General features: G+C 61.1%; 26 protein-coding genes and 1 pseudogene. 11 read left to right on the forward strand and 16 right to left on the reverse strand.

Translation table 11 applies throughout. The features are described from left to right. Both ACK59H_RS18965 and ACK59H_RS18970 read left to right on the forward strand, forming a co-directional pair. A partial coding sequence (locus ACK59H_RS18965) for a hypothetical protein (RefSeq protein WP_409264781.1) occupies positions 1-436 on the forward strand: 436 nt, incomplete at its 5' end. Between the two features lie 130 nt (positions 437-566). After that, a complete protein-coding gene (locus tag ACK59H_RS18970; protein ID WP_060480497.1) occupies positions 567-1,607 on the forward strand; it encodes a low specificity L-threonine aldolase in 1,041 nt (346 codons plus the stop codon). Positions 1,608-2,009: 402 nt separating this feature from the next. Here ACK59H_RS18970 and ACK59H_RS18975 read toward each other — a convergent pair whose 3' ends face one another. The 5 genes and pseudogenes from ACK59H_RS18975 to gbcB all read right to left on the reverse strand — a co-directional run bounded on the left by ACK59H_RS18975 (position 2,010) and on the right by gbcB (position 5,870). After that, complete coding sequence (locus ACK59H_RS18975; RefSeq protein ID WP_409264788.1) at positions 2,010-2,747, reverse strand: methyl-accepting chemotaxis protein; 738 nt, start codon at positions 2,745-2,747, stop codon at positions 2,010-2,012. Positions 2,748-2,873: 126 nt separating this feature from the next. Beyond that, positions 2,874-3,947: pseudogene (locus ACK59H_RS18980) on the reverse strand (cache domain-containing protein); the annotation flags it as partial. A 105-nt stretch (positions 3,948-4,052) separates the two neighbouring features. Further along, positions 4,053-4,355 carry a cell division protein ZapA gene (locus ACK59H_RS18985; RefSeq protein ID WP_060478340.1) on the reverse strand — a complete coding sequence of 101 codons (303 nt, stop codon included), beginning with the start codon at positions 4,353-4,355 and terminating at the stop codon, positions 4,053-4,055. Next, positions 4,352-4,582 carry a hypothetical protein gene (locus ACK59H_RS18990; protein ID WP_060478339.1) on the reverse strand — a complete coding sequence of 77 codons (231 nt, stop codon included), beginning with the start codon at positions 4,580-4,582 and terminating at the stop codon, positions 4,352-4,354. The genes ACK59H_RS18985 and ACK59H_RS18990 overlap by 4 nt, the downstream gene beginning before the upstream one ends. A 187-nt stretch (positions 4,583-4,769) precedes the next feature. Further along, a complete protein-coding gene (gbcB, locus tag ACK59H_RS18995; protein WP_060478338.1) occupies positions 4,770-5,870 on the reverse strand; it encodes a glycine-betaine demethylase subunit GbcB in 1,101 nt (366 codons plus the stop codon). A gap of 295 nt (positions 5,871-6,165) precedes the next feature. Between gbcB and gbcA the strand changes: the two genes are divergently transcribed. Further along, entirely contained in the window at positions 6,166-7,458 is a 1,293-nt protein-coding gene (gene gbcA / locus ACK59H_RS19000; RefSeq protein ID WP_060478337.1) for a glycine-betaine demethylase subunit GbcA, read from the forward strand. A gap of 110 nt (positions 7,459-7,568) precedes the next feature. On the opposite strand, the gene ACK59H_RS19005 is transcribed toward gbcA, so the two are convergent. The 8 genes from ACK59H_RS19005 to ACK59H_RS19040 form a co-directional block, all read right to left on the reverse strand. Then, the gene (locus ACK59H_RS19005; protein ID WP_060478336.1) at positions 7,569-8,495 is read right to left on the reverse strand and encodes an RHS repeat-associated core domain-containing protein; all 927 of its coding nucleotides are present in this window, start codon (positions 8,493-8,495) and stop codon (positions 7,569-7,571) included. A gap of 115 nt (positions 8,496-8,610) precedes the next feature. Next, positions 8,611-9,480 (reverse strand): RHS repeat-associated core domain-containing protein, encoded by an 870-nt coding sequence (locus ACK59H_RS19010; protein ID WP_081016647.1) that lies wholly within the window; start codon positions 9,478-9,480, stop codon positions 8,611-8,613. Between the two features lie 610 nt (positions 9,481-10,090). Further along, the gene (locus ACK59H_RS19015) at positions 10,091-10,861 is read right to left on the reverse strand and encodes an electron transfer flavoprotein subunit beta (RefSeq protein ID WP_060478335.1); all 771 of its coding nucleotides are present in this window, start codon (positions 10,859-10,861) and stop codon (positions 10,091-10,093) included. A 10-nt stretch (positions 10,862-10,871) separates the two neighbouring features. Then, on the reverse strand, positions 10,872-12,104 hold the full coding sequence (locus tag ACK59H_RS19020; protein ID WP_060478334.1) for an electron transfer flavoprotein subunit alpha/FixB family protein: 1,233 nt from the start codon (positions 12,102-12,104) through the stop codon (positions 10,872-10,874). Next, a complete protein-coding gene (dgcB, locus tag ACK59H_RS19025; protein ID WP_397468822.1) occupies positions 12,104-14,056 on the reverse strand; it encodes a dimethylglycine demethylation protein DgcB in 1,953 nt (650 codons plus the stop codon). The genes ACK59H_RS19020 and dgcB overlap by 1 nt, the downstream gene beginning before the upstream one ends. Before the next feature lie 180 nt (positions 14,057-14,236). Then, entirely contained in the window at positions 14,237-16,297 is a 2,061-nt protein-coding gene (dgcA, locus tag ACK59H_RS19030; RefSeq protein ID WP_409264784.1) for a dimethylglycine demethylation protein DgcA, read from the reverse strand. 15 nt (positions 16,298-16,312) lie between these two features. Then, on the reverse strand, positions 16,313-16,843 hold the full coding sequence (locus tag ACK59H_RS19035) for a DUF5943 domain-containing protein (protein ID WP_060478331.1): 531 nt from the start codon (positions 16,841-16,843) through the stop codon (positions 16,313-16,315). A 77-nt stretch (positions 16,844-16,920) separates the two neighbouring features. Beyond that, positions 16,921-17,898 carry a dipeptidase gene (locus ACK59H_RS19040; protein WP_060478330.1) on the reverse strand — a complete coding sequence of 326 codons (978 nt, stop codon included), beginning with the start codon at positions 17,896-17,898 and terminating at the stop codon, positions 16,921-16,923. A 284-nt stretch (positions 17,899-18,182) separates the two neighbouring features. Between ACK59H_RS19040 and ACK59H_RS19045 the strand changes: the two genes are divergently transcribed. The 3 genes from ACK59H_RS19045 (at position 18,183) to ACK59H_RS19055 (ending at position 20,035) form a co-directional block, all read left to right on the forward strand. Next, complete coding sequence (locus ACK59H_RS19045) at positions 18,183-18,584, forward strand: lysozyme inhibitor LprI family protein (protein ID WP_060478329.1); 402 nt, start codon at positions 18,183-18,185, stop codon at positions 18,582-18,584. Positions 18,585-18,698: 114 nt separating this feature from the next. Next, positions 18,699-19,415 (forward strand): hypothetical protein, encoded by a 717-nt coding sequence (locus tag ACK59H_RS19050; protein ID WP_261744569.1) that lies wholly within the window; start codon positions 18,699-18,701, stop codon positions 19,413-19,415. Between the two features lie 68 nt (positions 19,416-19,483). After that, positions 19,484-20,035, forward strand: coding sequence for a hypothetical protein (locus ACK59H_RS19055; RefSeq protein ID WP_409264785.1), 552 nt, complete (start codon positions 19,484-19,486; stop codon positions 20,033-20,035). Here ACK59H_RS19055 and ACK59H_RS19060 read toward each other — a convergent pair. After that, on the reverse strand, positions 20,026-20,988 hold the full coding sequence (locus tag ACK59H_RS19060) for a GlxA family transcriptional regulator (protein WP_409264786.1): 963 nt from the start codon (positions 20,986-20,988) through the stop codon (positions 20,026-20,028). The two genes, ACK59H_RS19055 and ACK59H_RS19060, sit on opposite strands and share 10 nt — an antisense overlap. A gap of 146 nt (positions 20,989-21,134) precedes the next feature. Here ACK59H_RS19060 and choX point away from each other — a divergent pair, with 146 nt between their 5' ends. The 5 genes from choX (at position 21,135) to ACK59H_RS19085 (ending at position 25,072) form a co-directional block, all read left to right on the forward strand. After that, positions 21,135-22,079 (forward strand): choline ABC transporter substrate-binding protein, encoded by a 945-nt coding sequence (choX, locus tag ACK59H_RS19065; RefSeq protein ID WP_060478326.1) that lies wholly within the window; start codon positions 21,135-21,137, stop codon positions 22,077-22,079. A 119-nt stretch (positions 22,080-22,198) separates the two neighbouring features. Continuing rightward, on the forward strand, positions 22,199-23,083 hold the full coding sequence (locus ACK59H_RS19070) for a 3-keto-5-aminohexanoate cleavage protein (protein ID WP_060478325.1): 885 nt from the start codon (positions 22,199-22,201) through the stop codon (positions 23,081-23,083). Between the two features lie 18 nt (positions 23,084-23,101). Beyond that, positions 23,102-24,067 (forward strand): L-carnitine dehydrogenase, encoded by a 966-nt coding sequence (locus ACK59H_RS19075; protein WP_186478420.1) that lies wholly within the window; start codon positions 23,102-23,104, stop codon positions 24,065-24,067. 10 nt (positions 24,068-24,077) lie between these two features. After that, positions 24,078-24,548 (forward strand): thioesterase family protein, encoded by a 471-nt coding sequence (locus ACK59H_RS19080; RefSeq protein WP_409264787.1) that lies wholly within the window; start codon positions 24,078-24,080, stop codon positions 24,546-24,548. Positions 24,549-24,814: 266 nt separating this feature from the next. Beyond that, positions 24,815-25,072 (forward strand): hypothetical protein, encoded by a 258-nt coding sequence (locus tag ACK59H_RS19085; protein ID WP_060478322.1) that lies wholly within the window; start codon positions 24,815-24,817, stop codon positions 25,070-25,072. Positions 25,073-25,127: 55 nt separating this feature from the next. Here ACK59H_RS19085 and ACK59H_RS19090 read toward each other — a convergent pair whose 3' ends face one another. Together ACK59H_RS19090 and ACK59H_RS19095 are read right to left on the reverse strand one after the other, a co-directional pair. Next, complete coding sequence (locus tag ACK59H_RS19090) at positions 25,128-25,436, reverse strand: ATP-binding cassette domain-containing protein (protein ID WP_230849760.1); 309 nt, start codon at positions 25,434-25,436, stop codon at positions 25,128-25,130. After that, positions 25,387-25,647, reverse strand: a complete 261-nt coding sequence (locus ACK59H_RS19095) for a hypothetical protein (RefSeq protein WP_060478320.1) — start codon at positions 25,645-25,647, stop codon at positions 25,387-25,389. Before ACK59H_RS19095 ends, ACK59H_RS19090 begins: the two co-directional genes overlap by 50 nt. Between the last annotated feature and the right edge of the window lie 151 nt (positions 25,648-25,798).

A 25,798-nucleotide genomic window follows, 5' to 3' on the forward strand; every position in this document is an offset into this window, starting at 1 on the left:
CTTCTTCTATAAAAATCTTCTTATCACCGACCCTGATGTAAAAGCGTTTCTAATGCATTCCACCCCTTCTGACGCTTTCTCAGAGGATTTCGCTATAGCCCCATTCACTCATCGCGTAACGATCTTTGACGGCAAAATATCATGGGAAATGCACTCCCCCTTCTATCTGCCAGAGCATGGTCAGCAGAAACCATCACAGCAGGTCAAACACCCGCGCCCCCCTAAACAAGGCGAAAAAGGTGTAGTGGTTTTAAAAGGGGTCATCGACAACCCTGTGACCGAAATTGAAGGCCCTCTGGCGGAAACCTTCTTGCGGCTGCCGACCGGCTCAGTATTCCAGGAAGACGGTCAGCAGTTTCAGATTATCTCCCGCCATATACTGGTCTATCCACCAGAGTACGCATCGCTTGCAGTGATTGTTCGACCCTTGAGCTGAACCCAGGGGCTTACCGGTATAGCGAACGGGGTAACCCAGGCCCCCATTGTCTGCCAACGTACAACTTGTATAGGCAAGCTACGAAGCGATGGTTTAGAGTGCGATTCTGCGCCGTACACAGGACCGTGTGATGACAGACAAAAGTCAACAATTCGCCAGCGACAACTATTCCGGTATCTGCCCCGAAGCCTGGGCCGCGATGGAAAAGGCTAACCTCGGCCACGACCGCGCCTACGGCGACGACCAGTGGACCGAGCGCGCCTCGGAATACTTCCGCAAGCTGTTTGAAACCGACTGCGAAGTGTTTTTCGCCTTCAACGGCACTGCCGCCAACTCCCTGGCCCTGGCCTCGCTGTGCCAGAGCTACCACAGCGTGATCTGCTCCGAGACCGCCCACGTCGAAACCGACGAATGCGGCGCGCCGGAGTTCTTCTCCAACGGCTCCAAACTGCTGACCGCAGGCAGCGTCAATGGCAAGCTGACGCCCGAATCGATTCGCGAAGTGGCGCTCAAGCGTCAAGACATCCATTACCCCAAACCGCGGGTGGTCACCATCACCCAGGCCACCGAAGTAGGGACCGTCTACCGTCCTGACGAGCTCAAGGCCATCAGTGCCACCTGCAAGGAGCTGGGCCTGAACCTGCACATGGACGGCGCACGCTTCACCAACGCCTGCGCGTTCCTCGGCTGCAGCCCAGCCGAGCTGACCTGGAAGGCGGGCGTGGATGTGCTGTGCTTTGGCGGTACCAAGAACGGCATGGCGGTGGGCGAGGCGATCCTGTTCTTCAACCGCCAGCTGGCCGAAGACTTCGACTACCGCTGCAAACAGGCCGGGCAGTTGGCTTCGAAGATGCGCTTTTTGTCGGCGCCGTGGGTGGGCTTGCTGGAAGATGGCGCCTGGCTGCGTCATGGCGGCCACGCCAACCAATGCGCGCAGTTGCTGGCATCGCTGGTCGCTGACCTGCCGGGGGTAGAATTGATGTTCCCGGTAGAGGCCAACGGGGTGTTCCTGCAAATGCCGGAGCCTGCGATTGAAGCACTGCGGGCCAAGGGCTGGCGGTTCTATACCTTCATTGGCAGTGGTGGCGCGCGGTTCATGTGCTCGTGGGATACCGAGCAAGAGCGGGTGCGTGAGCTGGCGGCGGATATCCGTAGCATCATCGGCGCCTGACAGATGGCTGAGGGGGTTCGCCCTCTTTTCGCGACACGAGGCGGCTCCGGCAGGGGGCGCGCGATCTAGGGGCTTGGCTTGGGAATTTCTGTGGTGCGCAAATCGAGCGCCGCCCGCGCGGCGCATCGCGAGCTGCGCTCGCTCCTACGTTTGTTTCGGGCCAGTAACGCCTGTGGCAGACGCGCGCGACCGCCTGGTTCATACGATGCGATACCGCGCCATGCACAAACGGGTCCGCGCGCAAATCCCACAGGATCAATTGGCCCGAAACAAACGTAGGAGCGAGCGCAGCTCGCGATGCGCCGCGCGGGCGGCGCTCGATTTCTACACCACAAAAAATCCCAAGCCAAGCCCCCGGAGCGTCTTCGTGTCGCAAAAACCCCACACACCCGCTCCAGCAACCTAAAGCTTGAACCCACCCATCTGCCGCGCGAGGTCATCGGCCAGTGTGCGCAACGCTTGGCACTGCTCACGGCAACCCTGTACCTCGGCAGCGGTGTCCCGCGCCAGGTCGGAAATGCCCTGAACCGTCCGGTTGATCTCTTCGGTCACCGCCGACTGTTCTTCGGTTGCCGTCGCCACCTGATGATTCATGTCGCTGATTTGTTCAACCTGATCGGTAATCGCGCCCAGCGATGCCCCAGTACGCTGGCTCGACGCCACACCACTGCCGGTCGCGCGCTGCCCGGCCTGCATCGAACTCACGGCAGAGCCTGCGCCTTGCTTCAGGCGCTGAATCATCTGCTGCACCTCATCGGTGGACAGTTGCGTGCGCCGGGCCAGGGTACGCACTTCATCGGCCACCACAGCAAACCCACGGCCCATGTCCCCTGCCCTGGCCGCCTCGATGGCGGCATTCAAGGCCAGCAGATTGGTCTGTTCGGAAATACTACGAATCACCGCTAATACTTCGTCGATCGAGGCAACTTCATCGGCCAACTGGCTCACCGCTTCGGCAGCCATGCCGATATCACCTGACATACCCTCGATACCCTCGATGGAGCGCCGCACCACTTCGCGCGCCTGCAACGCTTCATCCCGCGCCGATTGCGACGCCTGGGCCGCATCACCGGCATTACGGGCAATGTCCTGCACGGTCAGGCCCATCTCGTGCACCGCGGTGGCGACCATTTCGGTCATTTCCTGCTGGCGCCCGGAGCGCTCAGCAGTGTTATCCACTACCTGGGCCACCTGGGCGACAGCTTGATGCAGGCGTTCGCTGGTATGCAGCACCTCGCCGATCAGGCCGCGCTGGCTGTCGAGGAAACGGTTGAACCCCCGCGCCAGGTCACCCAGTTCATCCTGGCGGGCATCGTCCAAACGATGACTGAGGTCGCCGCTGCCGCTGCCAATCTGCACCAGCGCATCGGTGACCCGCCGAATAGGCCTGACCAGGCCGCGCGCCAGCAGTACCACCAGCAGTAGCGACGCCAGTGCAACCGCGCCACCGATCAGGCTGGTCAGCCACACCGCCTGGCGCATTGGCGCGTAGATTTCCGTTTCCGGCACCTCGGCCACCAGTGTCCAGTTCAAGTCCCGCAGCGGTAGGCCAAGGGCCACATAGGTCTGGCCATCACGGCTGAAGCGGCTGCTCTGCAGCTTGCCCGCCGAAGCCATCAAGGTCTGCGCTGCCTCACTGCCAACCTGCTCTGCAAGCTGGCGTTTACCGCTCAAAGCGTTATCCGGATGCACCTGAATCAGGCCGTCGTTGCGCACCAGAAACACCTTGCCGTGCTGGCCAAAGCTGAAGTCGTGAATCAGCCGGGACAACTCGCTCATGCGCAGCCCCATACCCGCAACCCCCACCAACTGCCCGTCCTTTTCCACGCGATAGTCGATGAACAGCGCAAGCTCGCCGGTAGCACCGTCGATATCGATATTGACCAGGCGCTCGGCACCGCTATCGATGTACCCATAAAACCAGGAATCTTTGGGGTTGCTGCGGCTCAGGGTGCGGTCCAGCCCCTTTTCGCTGTAGTAGTGCCCCGTGGCGGTGGCAGCGAACATGGTGGTGAAGGCCTGGTTGCGCTGCCGTGACGCTTGCAGGTATTCGATGAAGCCGGGAGCCTGGGCAGGGTTTTCACCGCCGGCGAGCCAGTCTCGCAGCAAGGTGTTGCCAGCGATATCGGCGGCTGCCACCAAGGGCTTGCCGAGCATGTGCTCGATGTCGTTGCGGATTGCCTCGATGCTGGCCGGCAACGCCGTGTCCACCAGATACCGTTCGGTCAGGCGGTTGAGCGCCAGCGTGAAGATGATCACCACCACCAGAATACTGGCCAGCAGGGCAGCGCCCATGCTCGCAATCAATTGCCACTGGATACTGCTACGCCAGATACGCATACCCCGCCCCCGCACATTATTGTTTTGCGCGAAGTGTATACGATCTCGTATGCAATTAATCCACTGATCCGGGACAATGGGGCCGCCATGCGGCCCCCAAGCGGGTCAGGACTCAGCGATAGTCTTGACGATGGCGTCTACCGTGGCATCGATCTGCGCCTGGGTACGCGCCAATGTCTGTTGGTGCTCTTGCTGCTGGGCAATTTGCTTGGAACACAGATTCAACGCAGCAAGCACCAGCAACTTGTCGCCGATCAAGGTGGGGTAGGAACGCTTGGTTTCGGCCAGAGCGGTATTGAGCATTCGCACGGCCTGGGCCAAGGTTTCTTCCTGGCCTTCGGGCGCCTTGATCGAATAGTCGTTGCCAAGAATAGACACGACATTGATCGGCTGCGCTTGCAGTCTCATGCGCCAACGACACCTGCGCTGGCGCGCTCGACCAGCGCCTGGATACGGGCGGCGGTGGCGCCTTGCTTCTCTTCCTGCTCCATCAGCGACAGCTGCAGGGTTTCGTTCTCTTCTTTGGCCTGGGCCAGTTCCTGGCCGAGGGTGGTGTTCTGCTCGGTGAGTTGAGCGTTTTTCTGCATCAGGTCGCTGACCAGTTGCTCGAGTTGATTCAGGGAGGTTTCCAGCATGGGTATATCTCGGGTTGTTGCAAAGGGCGCACACGATAAAGAAAAGCGTGAGCCCCCGCCATTAAATATCGGATTCTCAAGGTTTCTTCACCGCAGATTGACAGGGTATCGCGCCCCTTGTTCCGACCTGGATCAACCGCCGGTCAGTTAAGCCGAGGCTGATTCAACCCAACCACGGCCCGGCCGATCAGTAATCGATGCGCACATCCCCTTTAGGCACGCTGCAGCACGACAGGATGTAGCCTTCGGCTTCGTCGTCCTCGGTGATACCACCGTTGTGCTCCATCTCCACTTCGCCACCCAGCTTGAGCACCTTGCAAGTGCCGCAGATACCCATGCCGCAGGCTTTGGGGATCATCAACCCAACCTTGGCCGCCGCTGCATGCACGGTCTCGCCAGGGGCTACGCGGATGCTCTTCTCGCTGCCGATGAACTCCACCAGGTTGAGCTGCGATACATCCAGTTCCGGCGCATCGGCAGCCTGCTCGGCGTGCTCCACCGCATCGGCCTTGGCCTCTGGCGGTGTAGCCCCGAACGATTCTTCGTGGTAGTTGCTCATGTCGAAACCGACCGCTTCGAGCATGCGCTTGACCGCATTCATATAGGGTGTCGGGCCGCAGCAGAACACCACGCGCTCCATGTAGTCCGGCGCGATCAGTTCCATCAGGCGTTGGTTGAGGTAGCCGCGATAGCCGGCCCACGGCTCACCCAGGCCGTGCTTCTCGCACACGATGTGCAGGCTGAAGTTGGGAATGCGCGAGGCCATCTGCTCCAGCTCGCGATGGAAGATGATGTCTTTCGGCGAACGGGCGCTGTGCACGAACACCATGTCGACATTGGCGTTGGTGTCATAGAACCAGCGCGCCATCGACATCACCGGGGTAATGCCGACACCGCCGGACAGGTACAGCACCTTGGCGCCTGGGAAGTCGATGGCGTTGAACAGGCCCACCGGGCCGTGCACCGGCAGCTCGGCGCCCTCGTGCATGGTGTCGTGGAGGAAGTTGGACACCAGCCCGCCCGGCACGCGCTTGACCGTGATCGAGAAACTGTAAGGCACCGACGGCGAGCTTGAGATGGTGTACGAGCGCATCACCGGCTTGCCTTCGATTTCCAGCTCCAGGGTGACGAACTGCCCTGGCTTGAAGAAGAACATGATGGGCTGGTCGGCCATGAAGCAGAAGGTGCGCACGTCCCAGGTCTCCTGAATGACCTTGACGCAGCGCACGATGTGGCGGCCGTTGGCCCAGGTCTGAGTGGTGACCGGATTGAGGAAGGTATCAGACATGTTCATCTCCAGCGGCCGACGATTGGCCTTTTTATGGCTGGGATGATGCGCAAGCTTGCGACGACGTACATTCCTGCCAGCGACATCGGCGTGCTTATCGCGACCAGCCCCGCACTACAAGGGCTGGCGCGTCGTAATTCAAATCGGCCATGTCGCCCATGGATACGGTTCGCGGCGCCTTCGGACGCACACTCCACGGCAAAACAATCCGCTGTTTTTCAACAGACAGCCTTGCGGCACCACCACAACGATTAGCCACCTTTTGCCGGCCGCACACGGCCCCGAGGAATACACGATGGACGTCACCGCAACCCTGAGCCTGGGCGATCCACTGGAACCTGCACGCAAGGCCACTGCCGAGATGCTGCAGACCCGCGAGCGTACCTACTCGCTGCCCCAGCCGTTCTACAACGACGAGCGTCTGTTCCAGATCGACATGCAGGAGATCTTCCAGAAAGAATGGTTGATCGCTGGCATGACCTGCGAGATCCCGGCCAAGGGCAACTACATCACCCTGCAGATCGGCAACAACCCGATCCTGGTGGTGCGCGGTGCCGAAGGCAAGGTGCATGCCTTCCATAACGTGTGCCGCCACCGCGGCTCGCGCCTGTGCGTCAGCGACAAAGGCAAGGTGGCCAAGCTGGTTTGCCACTACCACCAATGGACCTACGAACTGGACGGCCGGCTGCTGTTCGCCGGCACCGAGATGGGCGCCGACTTCGACATGAAGCAGTACGGCCTCAAGCCTGTGAACGTAAAGGTCGCTGGGGGTTACATCTTCATCAGCCTGGCGCAAAACCCGCCAGCGATCGACGAGTTCCTGGCCACCCTGGACCATTACATGGAACCGTACGACATGGAGAACACCAAGGTGGCGGTGCAAACCACCTTGATGGAAAAGGCCAACTGGAAGCTGGTGCTGGAAAACAACCGCGAGTGTTACCACTGCTCAGGCTCGCACCCAGAGCTGCTGCAAACCCTGCTGGAGTGGGACGACACCAACGACCCGCGTGCCGACCAGGCCTTCAAGGATCACGTGGCCGCCTCTGCCGCCGCCTGGGAAGCCGAGAAGATCCCTTACCTGCACAAAAGCCATGGTCTGCGTAACCGCATCGTGCGCATGCCGCTGCTCAAGGGCACCGTGTCGATGACCATGGACGGCAAGCAGGCTTGCCAGAAGCTGATGGGCCGGATCAAGAACCCGGACCTGGGCTCGATGCGTATCCTGCACCTGCCGCACTCCTGGAACCACTGCATGGGCGACCACATGATCGTGTTCACCGTGTGGCCGATCAGCGCGCAAGAAACCATGGTCACCACCAAATGGCTGGTGCACAAGGATGCCGTTGAAGGTGTGGACTACGACCCAGAGCGCATGCGCAAGGTGTGGGACGCTACCAACGACCAGGACCGCCGGCTGGCCGAAGAGAACCAGCGTGGCATCAACTCCACCGCCTACCAGCCTGGGCCGTATTCGAAAACTTACGAGTTCGGCGTGGTGAACTTCATTGACTGGTACAGCGATCGCATGCTGGCCAATCTTGGCGCTGAACCTGCTCCGTACCTGACAGAGGTGAAGGCTCAGTAAACTGGGCTGCATCGCACATCACGGAGGGTTCGTGATGTGCGACACAGCGCAGGGCGTTGAGACAGCGGACCTGAGAATGGCTTGGCCTGAGTGACTCTTTTCATTGAGGCCTATTGTCGGACCATCTGCATCTGCATCTGCATCTGTCTCCGCCTCATGTCTGACATATATGAGGTATCTGATTCCAAAAGCTCCCGTGAGACATAGGCTCCAAGAGCATACGGTTCAGACAGATTTGAAGAACCAGTGTTTAGGGAAGGACCACTCATTACACTTGCGCGAAAACCTGCAAGTTCAGGCTGGTTGCGGACGGAAACGCTTTGCCGCCGACTTGGTGGTGGCGTTTTCTGCGGCGCCGATGGCTCCAGCCCACTCTCCACATCACTAGACTTCGTGTGCTTCGCTTTCATACCTATCAGGCTACGCAAGTTGCCAGTCACGTTCTTGTAAATCCGGTTTCGCCCGTCATAGAGTGCTTTTGCAAACTGAAAGACATGGCCTGTGCCTGCGAGACCAGCGCCGACGTTGGATACGTACGTCCCCGAACCCCAACCCGCCGCTTGGGCCGTTGCGCCTGCTATGGACAATGATCCTCCCCCAAAGGTGAGCCGGAAGATGAGCCTCTCCAGCCCAGTAGAAGGGACTTTGCCCACCAAGGCTTTAACCACCGAGACGCCGCCGAAGGTCGCCGTCATGATCCGCTGAGTGAATGCCGAAATAGTTATCGGTGAATGGCCTGAAGGGTCCCGTGCGTTGACTGGATCACGATAGACATAAGCATTGATGCCACCCAGTCCAAATGGGCTGAGATCATCCGGGGAATGAAACCGCATCAAGTGGGGATTGTAAGTCCGGTAGCCCTGGCCCAAGTGATAGCAACCGGTTACCGCGTCCTGGTTTTCTCCGGTGAACCCTGTGATCAGGCAATCGCTGCTGGCATGCGCTCCATACACCGTGTAACGCCGAGTGACGCCGCTCTCGCCAGCTAGGACCGTGCATTGCCTATCTACCGCCAGACACCGGGTTTTCGTGGCCATGCCGGCTCTCGCTGGAAAGATGACAGCCCCAATACTAAGCCCTGCACCGCCCCACCAGAACTGGCAAAAATATCAGGTCCCTCAGCCAAACCCGTGATCAAACAGCCTTACTGAATCACAAAGATGTTTCCCTGATGGAGATTGTCGTCACGGGTTCAGCCCTGGATGATTGCCGCGCCCCCCAATTACGCCAAGCGTCCGTCGCAGCGTTGTACGCCGCGCTGATACGCGTGCCCAAGGCCCTGGCCCCGCGCCACAAATAGGACGCCCCCTCAACCGCCATCCTGGCGCCTGTGACTTCAAAAACAGTCTCCCACGCCACCCTACCCGCTGATACGCCTGGCCGCCCCAACCCACGCCAAACCGCCTGTGCAGCTTCGCTATTGGAGAACAGGCCACCCGCAATATTGCCGAGCGCATTGCTCATACCCAAGCGTTGGCTGGTAGTGGTCAACACATTACTCACCGACCCGCGTTGGAGAGGGGCTGCTACCGCGCTCCCAAAGCCCAGCGCGCCTGTCCAGGCGAAAGCAATGTTACCTACACGTTGGTTGAACCTCGGCTCAACCAAAAGAGTGCCCGAATGCTGGCTTTCCAGCCGATTGACCACATTTCTTGCCGTGCGCAACACGGCCCCCATGAGCGTTACCGTACTTGAAAGCACACTGACGCCTCTTATCGAGTAGCTCAGCCAGCTCGCGCCACTGGGGTCTACCCGGTTGACTGGGTCACCAGCGCAGTAGGCATAGGCATTCAGCCCGCCTGTGGAAAAGGGACTGAGAGAGTCGGGGGAGTGAAAGCGCATCAGCACCGGGTTATAGGTTCGTCGGCCATTACCCAGGTGGTAGCCGCCAACGTGAGAATCGAAAAATTGGCCAGTGAAAGCCAGGCATCCACCATCGATCGCCCGGTGCGCACCATACGGCGAATAGGCCCTCGCTACTCCCCGGCCTTGGATAGATGTGGCCTTTGGCGTGCCGTGCATGATCGATGCTCAAGCGATAATCTTTGGTAAACCTACCCCAACTCGAGCATCTTCAAAAACTGGCAGAATTGCTAGGTATGCAGGACTTATACACAGCGCTTGCAGGACTTATTTCATGGTTTCCGCTGCCGGAAATGTCATGCTCCCACACACCTGATCAAAATTTGATCTAATCCACGCAACCCTGATGCGGCGCGGGCTACAGCCTGCTTCGTACATCTTGTCCACAGAGACACCAACAGACTTTGTGTACAACGATCACGCTAGCCTTCACCTAGCTGTGGATAAGCGCTTCGTGAAACGTAGTTTCATCGATAACCAGCATTTCACTGCCCTTTGATCGTTTTTTGATCAATCCTGCACAGGCCTTGATCTCAAAGGCTCGCAGTGGCTACTGAACAGATTATCCACAGACCGGCTCACAGCGATTGTGGGTAAAAAACTTCGGCTACCTCGACGTTAGCGGATAAAGGCTATGGCCTGTGAATAAAGCGCTTTGGTGCGTGATTGCTACTCAGATCGAGTCCACCCGTAAAGCACTCGATCCAAGCAGCCTCAGGCAAATGAAACCAAGCGCACACAGGCCGCTCATTAATCCCTAACCACACATTCAGCGAAGAACGCCTTCTTCTACCAGCAGCTTGAGGATCGCCTCGGCACCTTCCTGCGGGGAGACATCCTTCAGCACCTTACCGCCACCACCGCTTGCTTTGGCCGTTGCGGCTTTCATCCGGTCGGCCCCGCTCTTGGCTTTGATCACCTTCAAGCGCTTGGGCCGAGGGCGGGCCGGTTGCAACTGGGCATCGGCCAACAGTTCGTCCTCAATAATCGCAACGTCACGCGCAGCCAATACCCCCCGCCGCGCAGGGCCAAAAGCGCTTTGCCGTGGTTTAGGTGCTGCGTTATCCACAGTCGCCAGCAGCGGCAGGCGTACCTTGAGCCGCCGGCGCTGGCCGCGTGGCAGCGCTTGCAGCACTTGGGCAGTCCCATTGTCGATCGACTCCACCTCAGCCAACCCTACAATCAGTGGCCAGCCAAGCTTTTCCGCCAATAGAAACGGCAGCATGCCCGAACCTTCCCCGGTTTCAGCCTGGCTACCGGTCAGCACCAACTGGGCGCCAGCATCGCGCAGGTAATCGCCCAGCACGCCCAGCACATCGGCACCGGCTGGCTGTTCCAGCACGTCCAGATGCTCCAGGCCCATGCCCAGGTAGGCGCGCAGGGCCTCTTGCTTAGGGTCGCCGGCATGCACCACCTGCAAGTTATCCCCAGCCAACTGCAAGCCCAGTTCCACCGCGCGGGAATCCTGTTCGGCGCGTCGGGCGCGACCGGAGCTTGGGTGTGCGCCGATGGATACCAGGCTGATCACTTTCGTACTCATGCTTGTGCCCTTATGCCGCGTCGCGCTGGCCGCCGCTGCGGTAGTTGTCCACAGCTTCGATCAATGCCTGGAGAATCGCCGAACTGTCGCCAATCACCGACAGGTCAGCCCGTTTGATCATGTCGCAGCCAGGGTCCATGTTGATCGCCACCACTTTGTCACAGGCGCCAATGCCCTGCAGGTGCTGGATCGCGCCAGAGATACCCACAGCCACATAGACTCGCGCTGTAACCCAGGTACCGGTGGCACCGACTTGTCGGTTACGCGGCATGAAGCCGTCGTCCACCGCCACCCGCGAGGCGCCTTCGGTCGCGCCCAAGGCGGCGGTGGCCTTGTGGTAAAGGTCCCAGTCCTTGACGCCGTTGCCACCGGAAACAATGAACTCGGCTTCGGCCATGGCGATGGTCGCAGGGTCCACTGCCACAGCGCCCAAGTCCTCGATACGCGGCAGGCTACGCACCACGCTTGTGGACAACTCCACCGGCAGCGCTTCGTGACGGGTTTCACTGACTGGCTCGGCACACTCCGCCGCGCCCAGGATCAGGCGTGGTACGGCGCGCTGCAGATCTTGCTGGCCGGCACCGGCACGGCCGATGCACTGGCCGTCCTTGACCTGCCAGACCCGCGTGGCCGGGCGCTCGCCCAGGGCCGCGCCAAGGCGCCGGCCCAGTTCGCCGCCACCTGTACGGCTGTCGGGCAATAGCCAATGCTGCGGGGCGAACTGGTTGTCCACAGCGCGCAGCCCCTGCACCAGCTGCTCCGGTGCATAACCTTCAAACTGCTCGCCTTCAAGGACCAGCAAGCGATCGACACCGGCTGTGGAAAAGTTGCTTTCCTTGTGTTCCCCAAACACCACCGCCAGCACTGCGCCGTCGCTGCCGGCCAGGCCATGGGCCAGGCCGAGCATGTCGCGGTCGTGGCTACTCAGGCGGCCGCCGATCATGTCCGGTACCACGGCAATGTAGAACGCAGGCGCTGGCACCTGGTGCAGCGGCAGTTGCACTTCGGCAGCCGCCGTACGCCGCCCACCAACACCGGTACCCTGCTGGGCGCCGCTGCGGTCGATACGTTTCAGGCCAGCCGGGCCGATGAACCCGGTGGCAATGGCATGGGGGTTCTTGCGGATCAGGCCGTTGGGGCCCATCCAGCGGGTCTGTTGCGTCTGCATCGCCGCGTGCAGCGGATGCAGACGGTTACGGGCAATCCACTCGGCGCGTGGATCGCGGCGGATGATGTCGCTCATCAATGCACCTCCGCAGGTTCGCGTTTAACCGTTGGCGGCTTTGGGGCCGCAGGCGTTTGCTCTTCGAGCAGCACATCGGCCACCAGCTCGGCGAGGTCCTTGATCTGTGGGCGCGGCTCCACCACACCTTCGAGCATCGCAGTGCACTGCGGGCAACCCACGGCCACCAGCTCGGCCTTGGTTTCGCGGATGTCGTCCATGCGCATGTCCGGAATCCGCTGCTTGCCAGGGATGTCGGTGATCGGCGCGCCGCCGCCGCCGCCACAGCAACGGGAACGGAAACCTGAGCGTTGCATTTCGCGTACCTCGATACCCAGCGCCTTGAGCACTTCGCGCGGCGCTTCGTACTCACCGTTGTAACGGCCCAGGTAGCACGGGTCGTGGTAGGTGACACTGCCGCCCTTGTGCTTGCCGAGGTTCAACTTGCCGGCCGCAATCAGTTCAGCGATGTAGGTGCTGTGGTGCTGCACCTGGTACTCACCCCCCAATGCGCCGTACTCGTTCTTCAGTACGTGGAAGCTGTGCGGGTCGCAGGTGACGATGCGCTGGAACTTGTACTTGGCCATGGTCTGGATATTGCGCTTGGCCAGTTGCTGGAAGGTCGCTTCATCGCCCAGGCGGCGCGCCACGTCACCACTGTCGCGTTCTTCCAGGCCAAGCACGGCAAAGTCGACGCCGGAGGCCTTGAGCACCTTGACGAACGAACGCAGGGTGCGCTGGTTGCGCATGTCGAAGGCACCGTCACCGACCCAGAACAGCACTTCGGTAGCCTTCACCTGCGACAGCAGCTGCAGGTTGAGGTCGGCCGCCCAGTTCATCCGCCCACCGGGGGCGAAGCCGCCGGGGTTGTCGGTGGCGATGAGGTTGTCCAGCACTTCGGCGCCCTTGTTCGGGGTCGCACCCTTTTCCAGGGTGAGGTGGCGGCGCATGTCGACGATGGCATCGACGTGCTCGATCATCATCGGGCATTCCTCGACGCAAGCGCGGCAGGTAGTGCACGACCACAGCGTCTCGGCGTCGACCAGGCCATTGACGATTGGCTGATGTGGGTTGCCGCTGTGCTCGCCAATCGGCTTGCCAGGATACGGGCTGCCGGCAAAGTTGGCATCGCTGCCGCCGGCCAGGCCGATGACCATGTCCTGAATGAGTTTTTTCGGGTTCAGCGGCTGGCCTGCAGCGAACGCCGGGCACATGGCTTCACATTTGCCGCACTGCACACAGGCGTCGAAACCGAGCAGCTGGTTCCAGGTGAAGTCCACCGGCTTTTCCACACCCAAGGGCGCGTTCGGGTCTTCCAGGTCCAGGGGCTTGAGGCCGGTGGAGCGGCCGCCGCCGAAGCGCTCGGCGCGGCGGTGCCAGGCCAGGTGCAGGGCACCTGCGAAGGCGTGCTTCATCGGGCCGCCCCAGGTCATGCCGAAGAACAGCTCCGACACGCCCCACAGCACGCCCAGGCCAAGAATGGCCACCATGACCCAGCCGCCAGTGTTGGCCGGTAGGATACCGGCAACCGGCAAAGTGGCGATGAAGAAGCTTGCGGCAAACACCAGCAGGCTCTTGGGTAACCGCATCCACGGGCCCTTGGACAGGCGCGAAGGCGGGTTCAGGCGGCGTTTGAAGACGAAGATGGCGCCGCTGAACATGATCACCGTGGCGATCAACAGGGCGTAGCCGAGTATCTTGTTTTGCAGGCCGAACCCATGCACCAGGATCGCCAGCACGGCCGACAACACAAAGCCACCAGCGGTGGCCACGTGGGTGTTGGACATGTACTTGTCGCGCTCGACCACATGGTGCAAGTCCACCAGGTAGCGCCGCGGCATGGCCAGAAGGCCGCCGATCAGGTTGACCTTGGAGGGCCGGCCACGCCGCCACATGCGCACCCGGCGCAGGGCGCCGAGCACTGCCAGGCCAAGGGCAGCGAACAGCAAAATGGGTAGAAGGGTGTTCAACATGGGAGGCTCCCACAACAGCTGAATTCTTGCGCCGCCTCAAGGGTTGCGCGGACCCCTGTAGGAGCGAGCGAAGCTCGCGATAGCGCCCGAACAGACAACCCGGGTGCCAAGGCTGACGCCATCGCGAGCTACGCTCGCTCCTACAGGGGGGCCAGTCCCGCCTCTAGAGAGGCGGAGCGATCAGAAGTCCTTGCACAGGCGCAAAGCGTCGTAGATCGCCGCATGCACGTTGCGTTGGGCCACGCAGTCACCGATGCGGTACAGCAGGTAACCTTCGCCCGGCTGGCTAAGGATCGGCTGTGGCTTGATGGCGAACAGCGCGTCCACGTCGATCTGGCCCTTGTTACGCGAACCATCCTTCAGCGCGTAATACAGTTGCTCGTCCGGGCGCACGCCGTTCTCCACCACCACCTGGTCGACCACGCGCTCTTCCTTGGCCCCGGTGTATTCGTTCTCCAGCACCGCCACCAGCTTGTCGCCCTCGCGGTAGACCTTTTCCAGCATCATGTCGCCGGTCATGATCACTTCTTTGGGGTACATGCTGCGGTAGTAGGTCGGGAAGGTAGTACCGCCCATGGCCACACCCGGCTTGATGTCGTCGGTGACGATCTCCACCTGGCTGCCCTTGTCGGCGATGAAGTCTGCCACCGACATACCGGTGAATTCGCAGATGGTGTCGTACACCAGCACGTTCTTGCCCGGCGCGACCTTGCCATCGAGCACATCCCAGCTGCTGACCACCAGCCCTTCGGCGGCGCCCCAGTGCTCGTTCTGCTCCAGGTAAGAATGCCCACCGACGGCCAGCACGATGATGTCCGGGCGCAGGTCCTGAATGGTCGCCACGTCAGCGGCGGTGCCCAGGCGCAGGTCGACCTTCAGGCGGGCGAACTCCAGCTGGTACCAACGCGTGATGCCGGCAATCTGGTCGCGCTGCGGGGCCTTGGCGGCGATGGTGATCTGCCCGCCGATCTGGTCTTTCTTCTCGAACACGGTCACATCGTGGCCGCGCTCGGCCGCCACACGGGCCGCTTCCATACCGGCAGGGCCGGCACCGACGATGACGACCTTGCGCTTGGGCCCGGTGGTCTTCTCGATGATGTGCGGCACGCCCATGTATTCACGGGAAGTCGCGGCGTTCTGGATGCACAGCACATCCAGGCCCTGGTACTGGCGGTCGATGCAGTAGTTGGCACCGACGCACTGCTTGATCTGGTCCACTTGGCCCATCTTGATCTTGGCGATCAGGTGCGGGTCGGCGATGTGCGCGCGGGTCATGCCGACCATGTCGACGTAGCCGCCTTCCAGAATACGCGTGGCCTGGTTCGGGTCTTTGATGTTCTGCGCGTGCAGCACCGGCACCTTGACCACTTCCTTGATGCCCGCCGCCAGGTGCAGGAATGGCTCTGGCGGGTAGCTCATGTTGGGGATGACGTTGGCCAGGGTGTTGTGGGTGTCGCAACCGGACCCCACCACGCCGATGAAGTCGATCATGCCAGTGGCATCGTAATAGGCGGCGATCTGCTTCATGTCCTCGTGGCTGAGGCCATCGGGGTGGAACTCGTCACCGCAGATACGCATGCCCACGCAGAAGTCGTCACCCACTTCGGCGCGCACGGCCTTGAGCACTTCCAGGCCGAACTTCATGCGGCCTTCGAAGCTGCCGCCCCATTCATCGGTACGCTTGTTGACCCGCGGGCTCCAGAACTGGTCGATCATGTGCTGGTGCACAGCCGACAGTTCCACACCGTCCAGGCCACCTTCCTTGGCACGCCGCGCGGCTTGGGCGTAGTTGCCGATCACGCGCCAGATCTCTTCCGGCTCGATGGTTTTGCAGGTGGCGCGGTGCACCGGTTCACGGATACCCGACGGCGACATCAGGGTCGGCCAGTTGAAGCCGTCCCAACGCGAGCGACGGCCCATGTGGGTAATCTGGATCATGATCTTGGCGCCATGCTTGTGCATGGCGTCAGCGAGGTTCTGGAAGTGCGGGATGATGCGGTCGGTCGACAGGTTGACCGACGACCACCATTCCTGCGGGCTATCGATGGCCACTACCGACGAGCCACCACAAATGGCCAGGCCGATACCACCCTTGGCCTTCTCTTCGTAGTACTTCACATAGCGGTCGGTGGTCATGCCGCCGTCAGTGGCGTAGACCTCGGCGTGCGCAGTGCTGAGCACGCGGTTGCGGATGGTCAGTTTGCCGATCTGGATCGGCTGGAACATTGCTTCGAATGCCATGACGCTCTCTCCGGCTTACAACGGCTTGACGACGAACAGGCCATCTTCGTGGCCTTCTTCCGAACCGCCATAGACCTGTTCGGCCACGGTGCGGATCGAGCTGCCGCGGGCAGCGAGAATCTGGTCCATGGCACCGGCGAACCAGCCAGTGAACATGTAGTCGACCTTGCGCCCGCACTTGCCATAGACGTACACGAACGCCGAGTGCTTGAGCTTGACGCTGCAGGTGCCTTTATCCAGGTCGATGTCCTGGATCTCGAACAGGCCCCAGCCACGCTGGCTCAGGCGCTTCATGTAATGCTCGAACACCGCTACGCCTTCCAGGCCATGGCATTCAGCTTCTTTTTCGCACCAGTGCCAGGCGGACTTGTAGCCGGCTTTGTAGAGGATCTCGGCATAGGCGTCGGCGCCCAGCACTTCCTCAATACCGATGTGGTTGTTGACGAAGAAATGGCGCGGCACATACAGCATCGGCAAGGCGTCGCTGGTCCAGACACCGGTCTCGCTGTCGACTTCGATTGGCAATTGCGGGGCGATCTTGGCCATGGAAACTCAACTCCAGAAAATTTTTATGTGGGTGCCCCGGCGTTGCTGGCAGGGGCTATCAGGCTTTGGAGAGCGGCTTACTCGCCCCAGACGTCCTTGAGGACGTTTACCCAGTTCTCGCCCATGATCTTGCGGACCACGCGCTCGGAATGGCCGCGCTTGAGCAGGGTCTCGGTGAGGTTGGGGAATTCGCCGACAGTGCGAATGCCAAGTGGGTTGATGATCTTGCCGAAGTTGGTCAGGCGACGGGCGTAGCCCTTGTCGTGGGTCAGGTACTCGAAGAAGTCCTGGCCGTGGCCCTGGGTGAAGTCGGTACCGATACCGATAGCGTCTTCACCGACGATGTTCATGGTGTATTCGATGGCCTCGGCGTAGTCGTCGATGGTCGAGTCGATGCCCTTGGCCAGGAACGGCGCGAACATGGTCACGCCGACGAAGCCGCCATGGTCGGCGATGAACTTCAGCTCCTCGTCCGACTTGTTGCGCGGGTGTTCTTTCAGGCCCGAAGGCAGGCAGTGGGAGTAGCAGACCGGCTTCTTCGATTCGAGGATCACTTCCTCGCTGGTCTTGGAACCTACGTGGGACAGGTCGCACATGATGCCGACGCGGTTCATCTCGGCGACGATCTCGCGGCCGAAGCCCGACAGGCCGCCGTCGCGCTCATAGCAACCGGTGCCCACCAGGTTCTGGGTGTTGTAGCACATCTGCACGATGCCCACGCCCAGCTGCTTGAACACCTCGACATAGCCGATCTGGTCTTCGAATGCATGGGCGTTCTGGAAGCCGAAGAGGATGCCGGTCTTGCCCAGCTCCTTGGCCTTGCGGATGTCGCTAGTGGTGCGTACCGGCATCACCAGGTCGCTGTTCTCGCGGATCAGTTTCTGGCTGGCGGCGATGTTGTCGACAGTCGCTTTGAAGCCTTCCCAGACCGACACCGTGCAGTTGGCCGCAGTCAAACCGCCTTTGCGCATGTCTTCGAACAGCTCGCGGTTCCATTTGGCAATGATCAGGCCGTCGATGACGATGCTGTCGGCGTGAAGTTCGGCTGGGCTCATCAGGCTGTCCCCTTTATTGACTTGTGCTGCGCCGAATCTTCTGCCGGCGCTTTGAGGCCAGCATATGCCTGTGCCCAACAGCGCCCCGATGCAAAAACGACAGGGGGTTTGCCGAAAGCGTCAATGCGCGACATCGCGCCCTCTGGCACGGCGTACGGCGATGAGAGGCAGTCGCGATAACGGCACCTGCCGCCGCTTGATGAACATTTCGTCAGAGAGCTATCGTCTTGCGGGTAGCTGAGCGAGAATCCAGCCGATGGGTGAGCCTTGTTAAGGAGAAAAGGATGAAGTCATTGGCATGGCTGGTATTGCTGGCCGTGGTGTCGGGCGCACAGGCCGGCGAAGAAGAAAGCACCCCCTGCGACAACGTCGAAACTGACCAGCAGACCTACGCCTGCGCGGCGTTCAACAAACAGACCGCCGAGCGCGAATTGAAGTCGGCGTATGACGACTTGATTCAGCGCATTCGCGACCAGTATGCCGACGATGGCGACAAGGCGAATGCCCTTGTTGGGAAAATGGACGCTGCCGAGAAGTTGTGGACCCAGCTGCGTGACGCCGACTGCAAGGTGGAAACCTATGCCGAAAAGCCAGGCAGCAAAGCGTTGCAGGCAGCCTGGGATACCTGCGTGGCGCAGCGCAGTGATGACCGCTCGGAGTACCTGCAGTCTATCGGCCAGCAATAGAAGCTTCGGCTGAACAGGAAAAGCTTTCAGCTTATCTGTCTTGGCGATCCGAACCACAGTGCATGCCAAGCGCCTCACCCGAGGCGCCGGAATGTACTGAACAGGAACCAAGATATGACCTCCAACATCAGCAAAACCGACATGGACACCGCCATCGCTGCCCTGAAGAAGGAAGGCGAAGAACGCGCCGTCATGGTCGCCAATACCGTCTGCATCTTTGCCCCGGATGTACCTGCCAGCGTTGCCGAAGACGTGCTCGATGGTATGCGCTTGATGAATTTGTCGGCGAACAAAAAGTTCGACAAAGAAACCCAACAGCGCGAGTGGTACAACTTCTACAACGATGGCCTAGGCAAGTTTGGCTGGACCCTGACCGGCGCTGCCCACGTAGAGGAAGCCCTCGACAAGGACACCCACACCCTGGCCACCCTGGCCCCTGAAATCGTCACCGTGCAGATTGGCAGCACCCATCGACTGAGCCGCTGTGTGAGGCGCTCTTTCGAAGTGATCGTGCGAACGCCAAAGGCGCAGCAATTGCTCGAAGAGAGCAGCCTGAGCGTTTCGGGCAAATCCAGCACCATTCAGATTTCGGCCTGCGAAATGACCCCGCAAGGGCTGCCGATCATGCACATGACCAGCGTTCAGCTCAGCTATGACAAGGTTGAAAAAGCTGCTGGTTCTGCCGGTCGCCTTATCGACAAGTCGAACACCCGCGTTTACCGGGCTTCCCAGCAAGGCTCGTTCAGCGTTCGCCACTTCAACGCCATGCGCGAAACCGTGAGGCTGAAGCTGGCCAGCCAGGCGTTCGACATCCTGGCACTGGACATCTGACCCGGGCCCGGCGTCGCCCTGGCGGCGCCGGGTATCCCTTCCAAAATTTGCAGCGAGGGGCCAGAAGCATGCCCGCAAAACCCGCCGCGCACGCCTTGGACGACCTTCATGCCTGCCTTCGCCTGGCACAGCTGGAGGCCAACCAGACGTACGATCGCCAGCAAGACGGCCAGCGCTGGTTCAGCCGTTTCTTGCGCAGCCTGGAAGACAGCGGTGTCGAACTGGTGGAGCGGACAGCGAAGAGCCTCGACTACGTCCCCACGGACGCCGTGTTTCAAGATGTCTTCAGCGGCTGGATTCCCGCCCCCCAGGCGCGCAACCTCAAGTTCCGAAGGGTTGCCAGCGACATACTTAATGGTTTGAAACAGCCAGACCTCGCCTTGTTGCGCAGCACCTCGGCCAGTTCGCACATGCACATCGAATTTGACCTGGATGACGAGGGTAGCCAGATGGCAATCGTGTTTTACCTATGCTGTGCAACCGACCCGGACTCACCTCGCACGCACCTTAGACTGCATTTGCACCACCTGGGCGCGAAGCTTGATGCTCAGGCTTTCGAGGCGGGGCGATCGCAAGTTGAAAAGCGCTTGCAAACGCTCTGCAATGTGGATCAGCTCTGATCCGGCAATTGTGGCTTGAGCGCCTGGCGCTCTTCACGTGGGCAGCGGCCAAAGCGTCGCTTGTAACGGCGGGTGAAATACGACGGCAGCTCGAAACCACACGCCACGCTGACCTGCGTAATGCTCATCTGCGTCTGACACAGCAGCTGACGTGCCTTGTCCAGACGCAAGCTCAGATAAAAACCGCTCGGCGTTTCATTCAGGTACAGCTTGAACAGGCGCTCGAGTTGTCGCCGAGTGATCATGGCTCGTGCGGCCAGATCCAATGTACTGAGCGGTGGCTCGGTATGCTTTTCCATATCGCCGATCACCTGCACCAGTTTGCGGTTGCTGATGCCATAGCGCGAGGCAATCTGCATCCGCTGGTGATCCTGGCGCGGCCGGATGCGGCCGAGCACGAATTGCTCCGACACCTGCACCGCCAATTCACTGCCATGGGATCGGGCAATCAGGTCGAGCATCAGGTCGATCGACGCGGTGCCGCCGGCGCATGTGATTCGCCGCCGGTCGATTTCGAACAGCTCTTGGGTCGCCTGCAGGCTCGGGTAGTTTTCCTTGAACGCGTCCAACGCTTCCCAGTGCAGGGTAACGCGATGGCCATCGAGCAAGCCGGCCTCGGCCAACACCACCGCTCCGGTATCTATGCCGCCGAGGATGACGCGTTCATGGTCCAGACGACGCAGCGTTTGCTGCAGTGCCGGCCCATAGCAGGCCAACGGATCGAAGCCCGCCACGATCAGCACAATGCCACAGGGTTCGGCCGCCCCTAGCGCTGCGTCGGCGTTCACTGACATGCCATTGCTGGCCTGCACGGCACCACCGTCCAGGCTCAGCACCTGCCAACGATAACAAGGGCCATTGAAACGGTTTGCCACACGAAGAGGCTCTACGGCACTGATGAACCCCATCGCCAAAAACCCTGGCAACAACAGAAAATGGATCAGTTGCGGCATTGCATGCTCCACGGCAAAAGGTGGTCGCCTCCGTGCAAATCTTGGTCGCCAGGGTGCGATTTTCCACCCTGGGTGCAGCGTAGCGTGTTCACACGGCCCACAGAGGCCCGAACCTATAAAAAATGCCCTGCCGATGGAGAGCCACCATGCACAGCTTGATCCGCCGCAGTCTGTTAACCTTTGCACTGAGCAGCATCGCTTGTACCCCACTTTTCGCCGCTGAGCCCGCAGCCTGCAAGAACGTGCGCCTGGGCGTGGTCAACTGGACCGACGTCATTGCCACCAGCGCCATGGCCCAGGTGTTGCTCGATGGCCTGGGTTACCAGACCAAGCAGACCAGTGCCTCGCAGCAGATCATCTTCGCCGGTATCCGCGACAAGCGCCTGGACATGTTCCTGGGTTACTGGAACCCGATCATGACCCAGACCATCACACCGTTCATCGACGCCAATCAGGTCAAGGTCCTGGAAAAACCCAGCCTGGAGGACGCCCGCGCGACCTTGGCCGTGCCGAAGTACCTGTACGACAAAGGCTTGAAGACTTTCGCCGATATCCACAAGTTCGAGAAAGAGCTGGGCGGCAAAATTTACGGTATCGAGCCAGGCTCCGGTGCCAACACCCAGATCAAGGCAATGATCGCCAAGAACCAATTCGATTTGGGCAAGTTCCAGCTGGTGGAGTCCAGCGAAGCCGGCATGCTCGCCGCCGTCGACCGGGCCGTGCGGCGCAAGGAAGCGGTGGTGTTCTTCGGTTGGACGCCACACCCGATGAACGTGAACATCGACATGGCCTACCTGGGCGACAGCCAAGGCGCCCTGGGCCCTGACGAAGGGCGCGCCACGGTCTGGACCGTTACCGCGCCGGACTACGCCGAGCGCTGCCCCAATGCCAACCGCTTGCTGGCCAACCTTAACTTCAGCGCCGAAGACGAGAGCCGCATGATGCAACCGCTGCTCGACCACAAGGACGCGCTGGAGTCGGCCCGACAGTGGCTCAAGGACCACCCCGAGGACAAAGCCCGCTGGCTGGAAGGTGTGACTACCTTCGATGGCAAGCCGGCTGCAGACAACCTCAAGCTCACCGCCAACTGATCCGGCCTCTTCGCGGGTAAACCCGCTCCCACAGCCAAAGCACATGCCAGGGCCATCACGGCCCCTGTGGGGGCGGCTTCACCCGCGAAAAGCCAAAACCGACACCACAAGGAACCGCCATGAACCACGACGTCATCATCACCTGCGCCCTCACCGGCGCCGGCGACACGGTCGCCAAGAGCCACTTGGTCCCGGTCACCCCGAAACAGATCGCAGAATCGGCCGTCGAGGCCGCCAAGGCCGGCGCCACGGTTGTTCACTGCCACGTGCGTGACCCGCAGACCGGCCGCTTCAGCCGCGACGTGAACCTCTACCGCGAGGTCATGGAACGTATCCGCGAGGCCGACGTGGACGTCATCGTCAACCTCACCGCCGGCATGGGTGGCGACCTGGAAATCGGCCCGGGTGAATCGCCAATGGAATTCGGCCCCGGCACCGACCTGATTGGCCCACTGGAGCGCCTGGCCCACGTCGAAGCCCTGCTGCCGGAAATCTGCACCCTGGACTGCGGCACGCTCAACTTCGGCGACGGCAACGCCATCTACGTCTCCACCCCCGCGCAACTGCGCGCAGGTGCCAAGCGCATCACCGAACTGGGCGTGAAAGCCGAACTGGAAATCTTCGACACCGGCCACCTGTGGTTCGCCAAACAGATGATGAAAGAAGGCCTGCTCCAAGACCCGCTGTTCCAGCTTTGCCTGGGCATCCCATGGGGCGCGCCGGCAGACACCACCACCATGAAAGCCATGGTCGACAACTTGCCTGCGAACGTGACCTGGGCCGGCTTTGGCATCGGCCGCATGCAGATGCCGATGGCGGCACAGGCCGTGTTGCTGGGCGGCAACGTGCGGGTTGGCCTGGAAGACAACCTGTACCTGGACCGTGGCGTGCTGGCCAGTAATGGCCAGCTGGTGGAACGCGCCGCCGAAATTATCACCCGCATGGGTGGCCGCGTGCTCAGCCCGGCAGAAGGCCGGGCAAAAATGAACCTCAAGCGCCGCTGATCCTTTCAGGAGTTCGTCATGCCCTTTATCACCAAGATCAAGACCTTCGCCGCCCTGGGTAGCGGCGTGATCGGCAGCGGCTGGGTCGCTCGCGCCCTGGCCCATGGCCTGGACGTTATCGCCTGGGACCCGGCACCCGGCGCCGAGCAGGCCCTGCGCAAGCGCATCGCCAACGCCTGGCCGGCGCTGGAGAAACAAGGCCTTGCGCCAGGGGCGGCGCAAGATCGCCTGACCTTCGTGGCAACCATCGAAGAATGCGTGCGCGACGCTGACTTCATACAGGAAAGCGCACCCGAGCGCCTGGACCTCAAGCTCGACCTGCACGCCAAGATCAGTGCGGCGGCCAGGCCCGACGCGATCATCGGCTCCAGCACCTCCGGGCTGCTGCCCAGCGAGTTCTATGAGTCCAGCACGCATCCAGAGCGCTGCGTGGTAGGCCACCCGTTCAACCCGGTTTATCTGCTGCCACTGGTCGAAATCGTCGGCGGCAAACGCACCGCGCCTGAAGCCATCGAAGCCGCTAAGACCATTTACACCGCACTGGGCATGCGCCCGCTGCATGTGCGCAAGGAGGTGCCAGGCTTCATCGCCGATCGCCTGCTCGAAGCGCTGTGGCGCGAAGCTTTGCACTTGGTCAACGATGGTGTGGCGACAACCGGTGAAATCGACGACGCGATCCGCTTTGGCGCAGGCCTGCGCTGGTCGTTCATGGGCACGTTCCTGACCTATACCCTGGCCGGTGGCGACGCCGGCATGCGCCACTTCATGTCGCAATTTGGCCCGGCGCTGAAACTGCCGTGGACTTACCTGCCGGCGCCGGAGCTGACCGACAAATTGATAGACGACGTGGTGGACGGCACCGCTGAGCAACAGGGCGAACGCAGCATCGCCGCGCTTGAGCGTTACCGTGACGACACCCTGCTGGCGGTGCTGGACGCGGTGAAAACCAGCAAGGCCAACCACGGCATGGCTTTCGGCGACTGAGGTGCCCACGATGCCCACACTGATCACCTACCGCACCCCAATCCAGGAGGACTGGGTCGACTACAACGGGCACCTGCGTGATGCCTTCTACCTGCTGATTTTCAGCTATGCCACAGATGCGCTGATGGAGCGCATCGGGCTGGATGCCGACAGCCGGGGGCAGAGCGTCAATTCACTGTTCACCCTGGAAGCGCACATCAACTACCTGCACGAGGTGAAGCTGGGGACCGAGGTGTGGGTGCAGACGCAGATCATCGGCTTCGATCGCAAGCGCCTGCATGTCTATCACAGCCTGCACCGGGCCGGGTTCGACGAGGTGCTGGCCGCCAGTGAACAGATGCTGCTGCATGTGGACCTGGCCGGGCCGAAATCGGCGCCGTTCGCTGAAACCAGCGTGGCGCTGCTGCAAGGCTTGGTGGAGGAACAAGGCGACCTGCCCCCGCCGGCGTACCTCGGCCGGGTCATGCAGCTGCCGGCCTGAGCAAAAAAACAGCCCCGGAAAGCCGTGAGCATCCGGGGCCAAGAGCGAGCAACATCCACTGTGCATGATTGAGGGTGACCAAACCCTCGTGGACCGTGAATGGATGCAGTCTGCTGGCTTCCCGGCCCCTGCAATTAGCCGGGAGCGACCTGTTCTTAGCCAAACCAGCCATTGCGACATTCTGCCCTTGCGCGCGTGTCGCTGCAGACACAGAATCGGTCGTAAATCACAGCAGCACTCTCTTCGCGATAAAAGGGACAACAGCCATGATGCATGCGGATTTGATAGATCAGGACGACCTGGCAGGCCACCTGCGCGCGCGGGGTTTCGACATTCCTGCAGGGGCCAGTGCCGAGCAGGCCTGCGAGGCGGTGGTACGTGGGCTGACCGAGCCCAATGCACGTGCGCTCAAGGGCATGGTCGAGCAGATGTATACCGGCAGTGCGACGATTCTGCCGGCAGTGCGCCAAGCCATCGACAAACAGCTGTTGCCAGCGTTGGCCCAGTTCAGCCGACACGCCTGATTTCTCCTGTCCTGGCCTATTCGCGGGTGTACCCGCGAAAGCGGCCGGTGCAGGTTCATGCAGGCTCGGTCAGCTTCTCCAGCCCGGCTGTCCGGTCAAACAGTCGAGCCAAGCCCTCCTGATAAGTCACCCCCACCAACGTGCATTCCGGCAATTCCTGCCTGAGCATCTCCAGCTGTTCCCGGGCACTCACCATGTCCAACTGGTTAGTAGCCTCATCCAGATACAAGGTATCCGGCCGGCGCATCAACACCCGCGCCAGGCTCAACCGCTGCTGATCCCCCTCTGAAAACAACCGCTCCCACTCCTGCTCGTCATTCAGCTGCCGCACCCATTCGCCCTGCCCCACTAAGGTCGAGAGCATCGAGCAGCACCGCACCATCAGGTTTACACAGCGTCAGCCCCTGAGTGCACAGGCAGTGCCACTCCGGCGCCTCAAGAAGCTGCTGGCGACTCGCAGCAATCGCCTGCTCGAACTGCTCCAGCCGCTGCAGTGACGCGCTCCAGCGCACCAGCTTGTGGTAAAGCTTGATGAACCAGCTTAGCGAGCCGCGCACGGCATGGCGGATCTGCATCACCCTGGGGTGCCCAGGTAGTGCATGGCCAGTTAATCGCTATCAGTTGTTGCGGGCGGGGGAGAAGACGGGGCAGTGCGGGAAGTTTTCAGAAAATTGTGAAAGTATTTTTTCAGCGATTGCATGAGGTTTCAAAAGTGTCCGCCTTGAG

It is taken from the genome of Pseudomonas sp. KCJK9000, assembly GCF_046230725.1.
In the GTDB taxonomy this organism is placed as follows: Bacteria; Pseudomonadota; Gammaproteobacteria; order Pseudomonadales; family Pseudomonadaceae; genus Aquipseudomonas; species Aquipseudomonas promysalinigenes.

Coding starts and splice junctions, on each gene's coding strand:
- ACK59H_RS18970 (WP_060480497.1), top strand. CDS start 567: ATGACAGACAAAAGTCAACAATTCGCCAGCGACAACTATTCCGGTATC.
- ACK59H_RS18975 (WP_409264788.1), bottom strand. CDS start 2,747: ATGACCGAAATGGTCGCCACCGCGGTGCACGAGATGGGCCTGACCGTG.
- ACK59H_RS18985 (WP_060478340.1), bottom strand. CDS start 4,355: ATGAGACTGCAAGCGCAGCCGATCAATGTCGTGTCTATTCTTGGCAAC.
- ACK59H_RS18990 (WP_060478339.1), bottom strand. CDS start 4,582: ATGCTGGAAACCTCCCTGAATCAACTCGAGCAACTGGTCAGCGACCTG.
- gbcB (WP_060478338.1), bottom strand. CDS start 5,870: ATGTCTGATACCTTCCTCAATCCGGTCACCACTCAGACCTGGGCCAAC.
- gbcA (WP_060478337.1), top strand. CDS start 6,166: ATGGACGTCACCGCAACCCTGAGCCTGGGCGATCCACTGGAACCTGCA.
- ACK59H_RS19005 (WP_060478336.1), bottom strand. CDS start 8,495: ATGGCCACGAAAACCCGGTGTCTGGCGGTAGATAGGCAATGCACGGTC.
- ACK59H_RS19010 (WP_081016647.1), bottom strand. CDS start 9,480: ATGCACGGCACGCCAAAGGCCACATCTATCCAAGGCCGGGGAGTAGCG.
- ACK59H_RS19015 (WP_060478335.1), bottom strand. CDS start 10,861: ATGAGTACGAAAGTGATCAGCCTGGTATCCATCGGCGCACACCCAAGC.
- ACK59H_RS19020 (WP_060478334.1), bottom strand. CDS start 12,104: ATGAGCGACATCATCCGCCGCGATCCACGCGCCGAGTGGATTGCCCGT.
- dgcB (WP_397468822.1), bottom strand. CDS start 14,056: ATGTTGAACACCCTTCTACCCATTTTGCTGTTCGCTGCCCTTGGCCTG.
- dgcA (WP_409264784.1), bottom strand. CDS start 16,297: ATGGCATTCGAAGCAATGTTCCAGCCGATCCAGATCGGCAAACTGACC.
- ACK59H_RS19035 (WP_060478331.1), bottom strand. CDS start 16,843: ATGGCCAAGATCGCCCCGCAATTGCCAATCGAAGTCGACAGCGAGACC.
- ACK59H_RS19040 (WP_060478330.1), bottom strand. CDS start 17,898: ATGAGCCCAGCCGAACTTCACGCCGACAGCATCGTCATCGACGGCCTG.
- ACK59H_RS19045 (WP_060478329.1), top strand. CDS start 18,183: ATGAAGTCATTGGCATGGCTGGTATTGCTGGCCGTGGTGTCGGGCGCA.
- ACK59H_RS19050 (WP_261744569.1), top strand. CDS start 18,699: ATGACCTCCAACATCAGCAAAACCGACATGGACACCGCCATCGCTGCC.
- ACK59H_RS19055 (WP_409264785.1), top strand. CDS start 19,484: ATGCCCGCAAAACCCGCCGCGCACGCCTTGGACGACCTTCATGCCTGC.
- ACK59H_RS19060 (WP_409264786.1), bottom strand. CDS start 20,988: ATGCCGCAACTGATCCATTTTCTGTTGTTGCCAGGGTTTTTGGCGATG.
- choX (WP_060478326.1), top strand. CDS start 21,135: ATGCACAGCTTGATCCGCCGCAGTCTGTTAACCTTTGCACTGAGCAGC.
- ACK59H_RS19070 (WP_060478325.1), top strand. CDS start 22,199: ATGAACCACGACGTCATCATCACCTGCGCCCTCACCGGCGCCGGCGAC.
- ACK59H_RS19075 (WP_186478420.1), top strand. CDS start 23,102: ATGCCCTTTATCACCAAGATCAAGACCTTCGCCGCCCTGGGTAGCGGC.
- ACK59H_RS19080 (WP_409264787.1), top strand. CDS start 24,078: ATGCCCACACTGATCACCTACCGCACCCCAATCCAGGAGGACTGGGTC.
- ACK59H_RS19085 (WP_060478322.1), top strand. CDS start 24,815: ATGATGCATGCGGATTTGATAGATCAGGACGACCTGGCAGGCCACCTG.
- ACK59H_RS19090 (WP_230849760.1), bottom strand. CDS start 25,436: ATGCTCTCGACCTTAGTGGGGCAGGGCGAATGGGTGCGGCAGCTGAAT.
- ACK59H_RS19095 (WP_060478320.1), bottom strand. CDS start 25,647: ATGCAGATCCGCCATGCCGTGCGCGGCTCGCTAAGCTGGTTCATCAAG.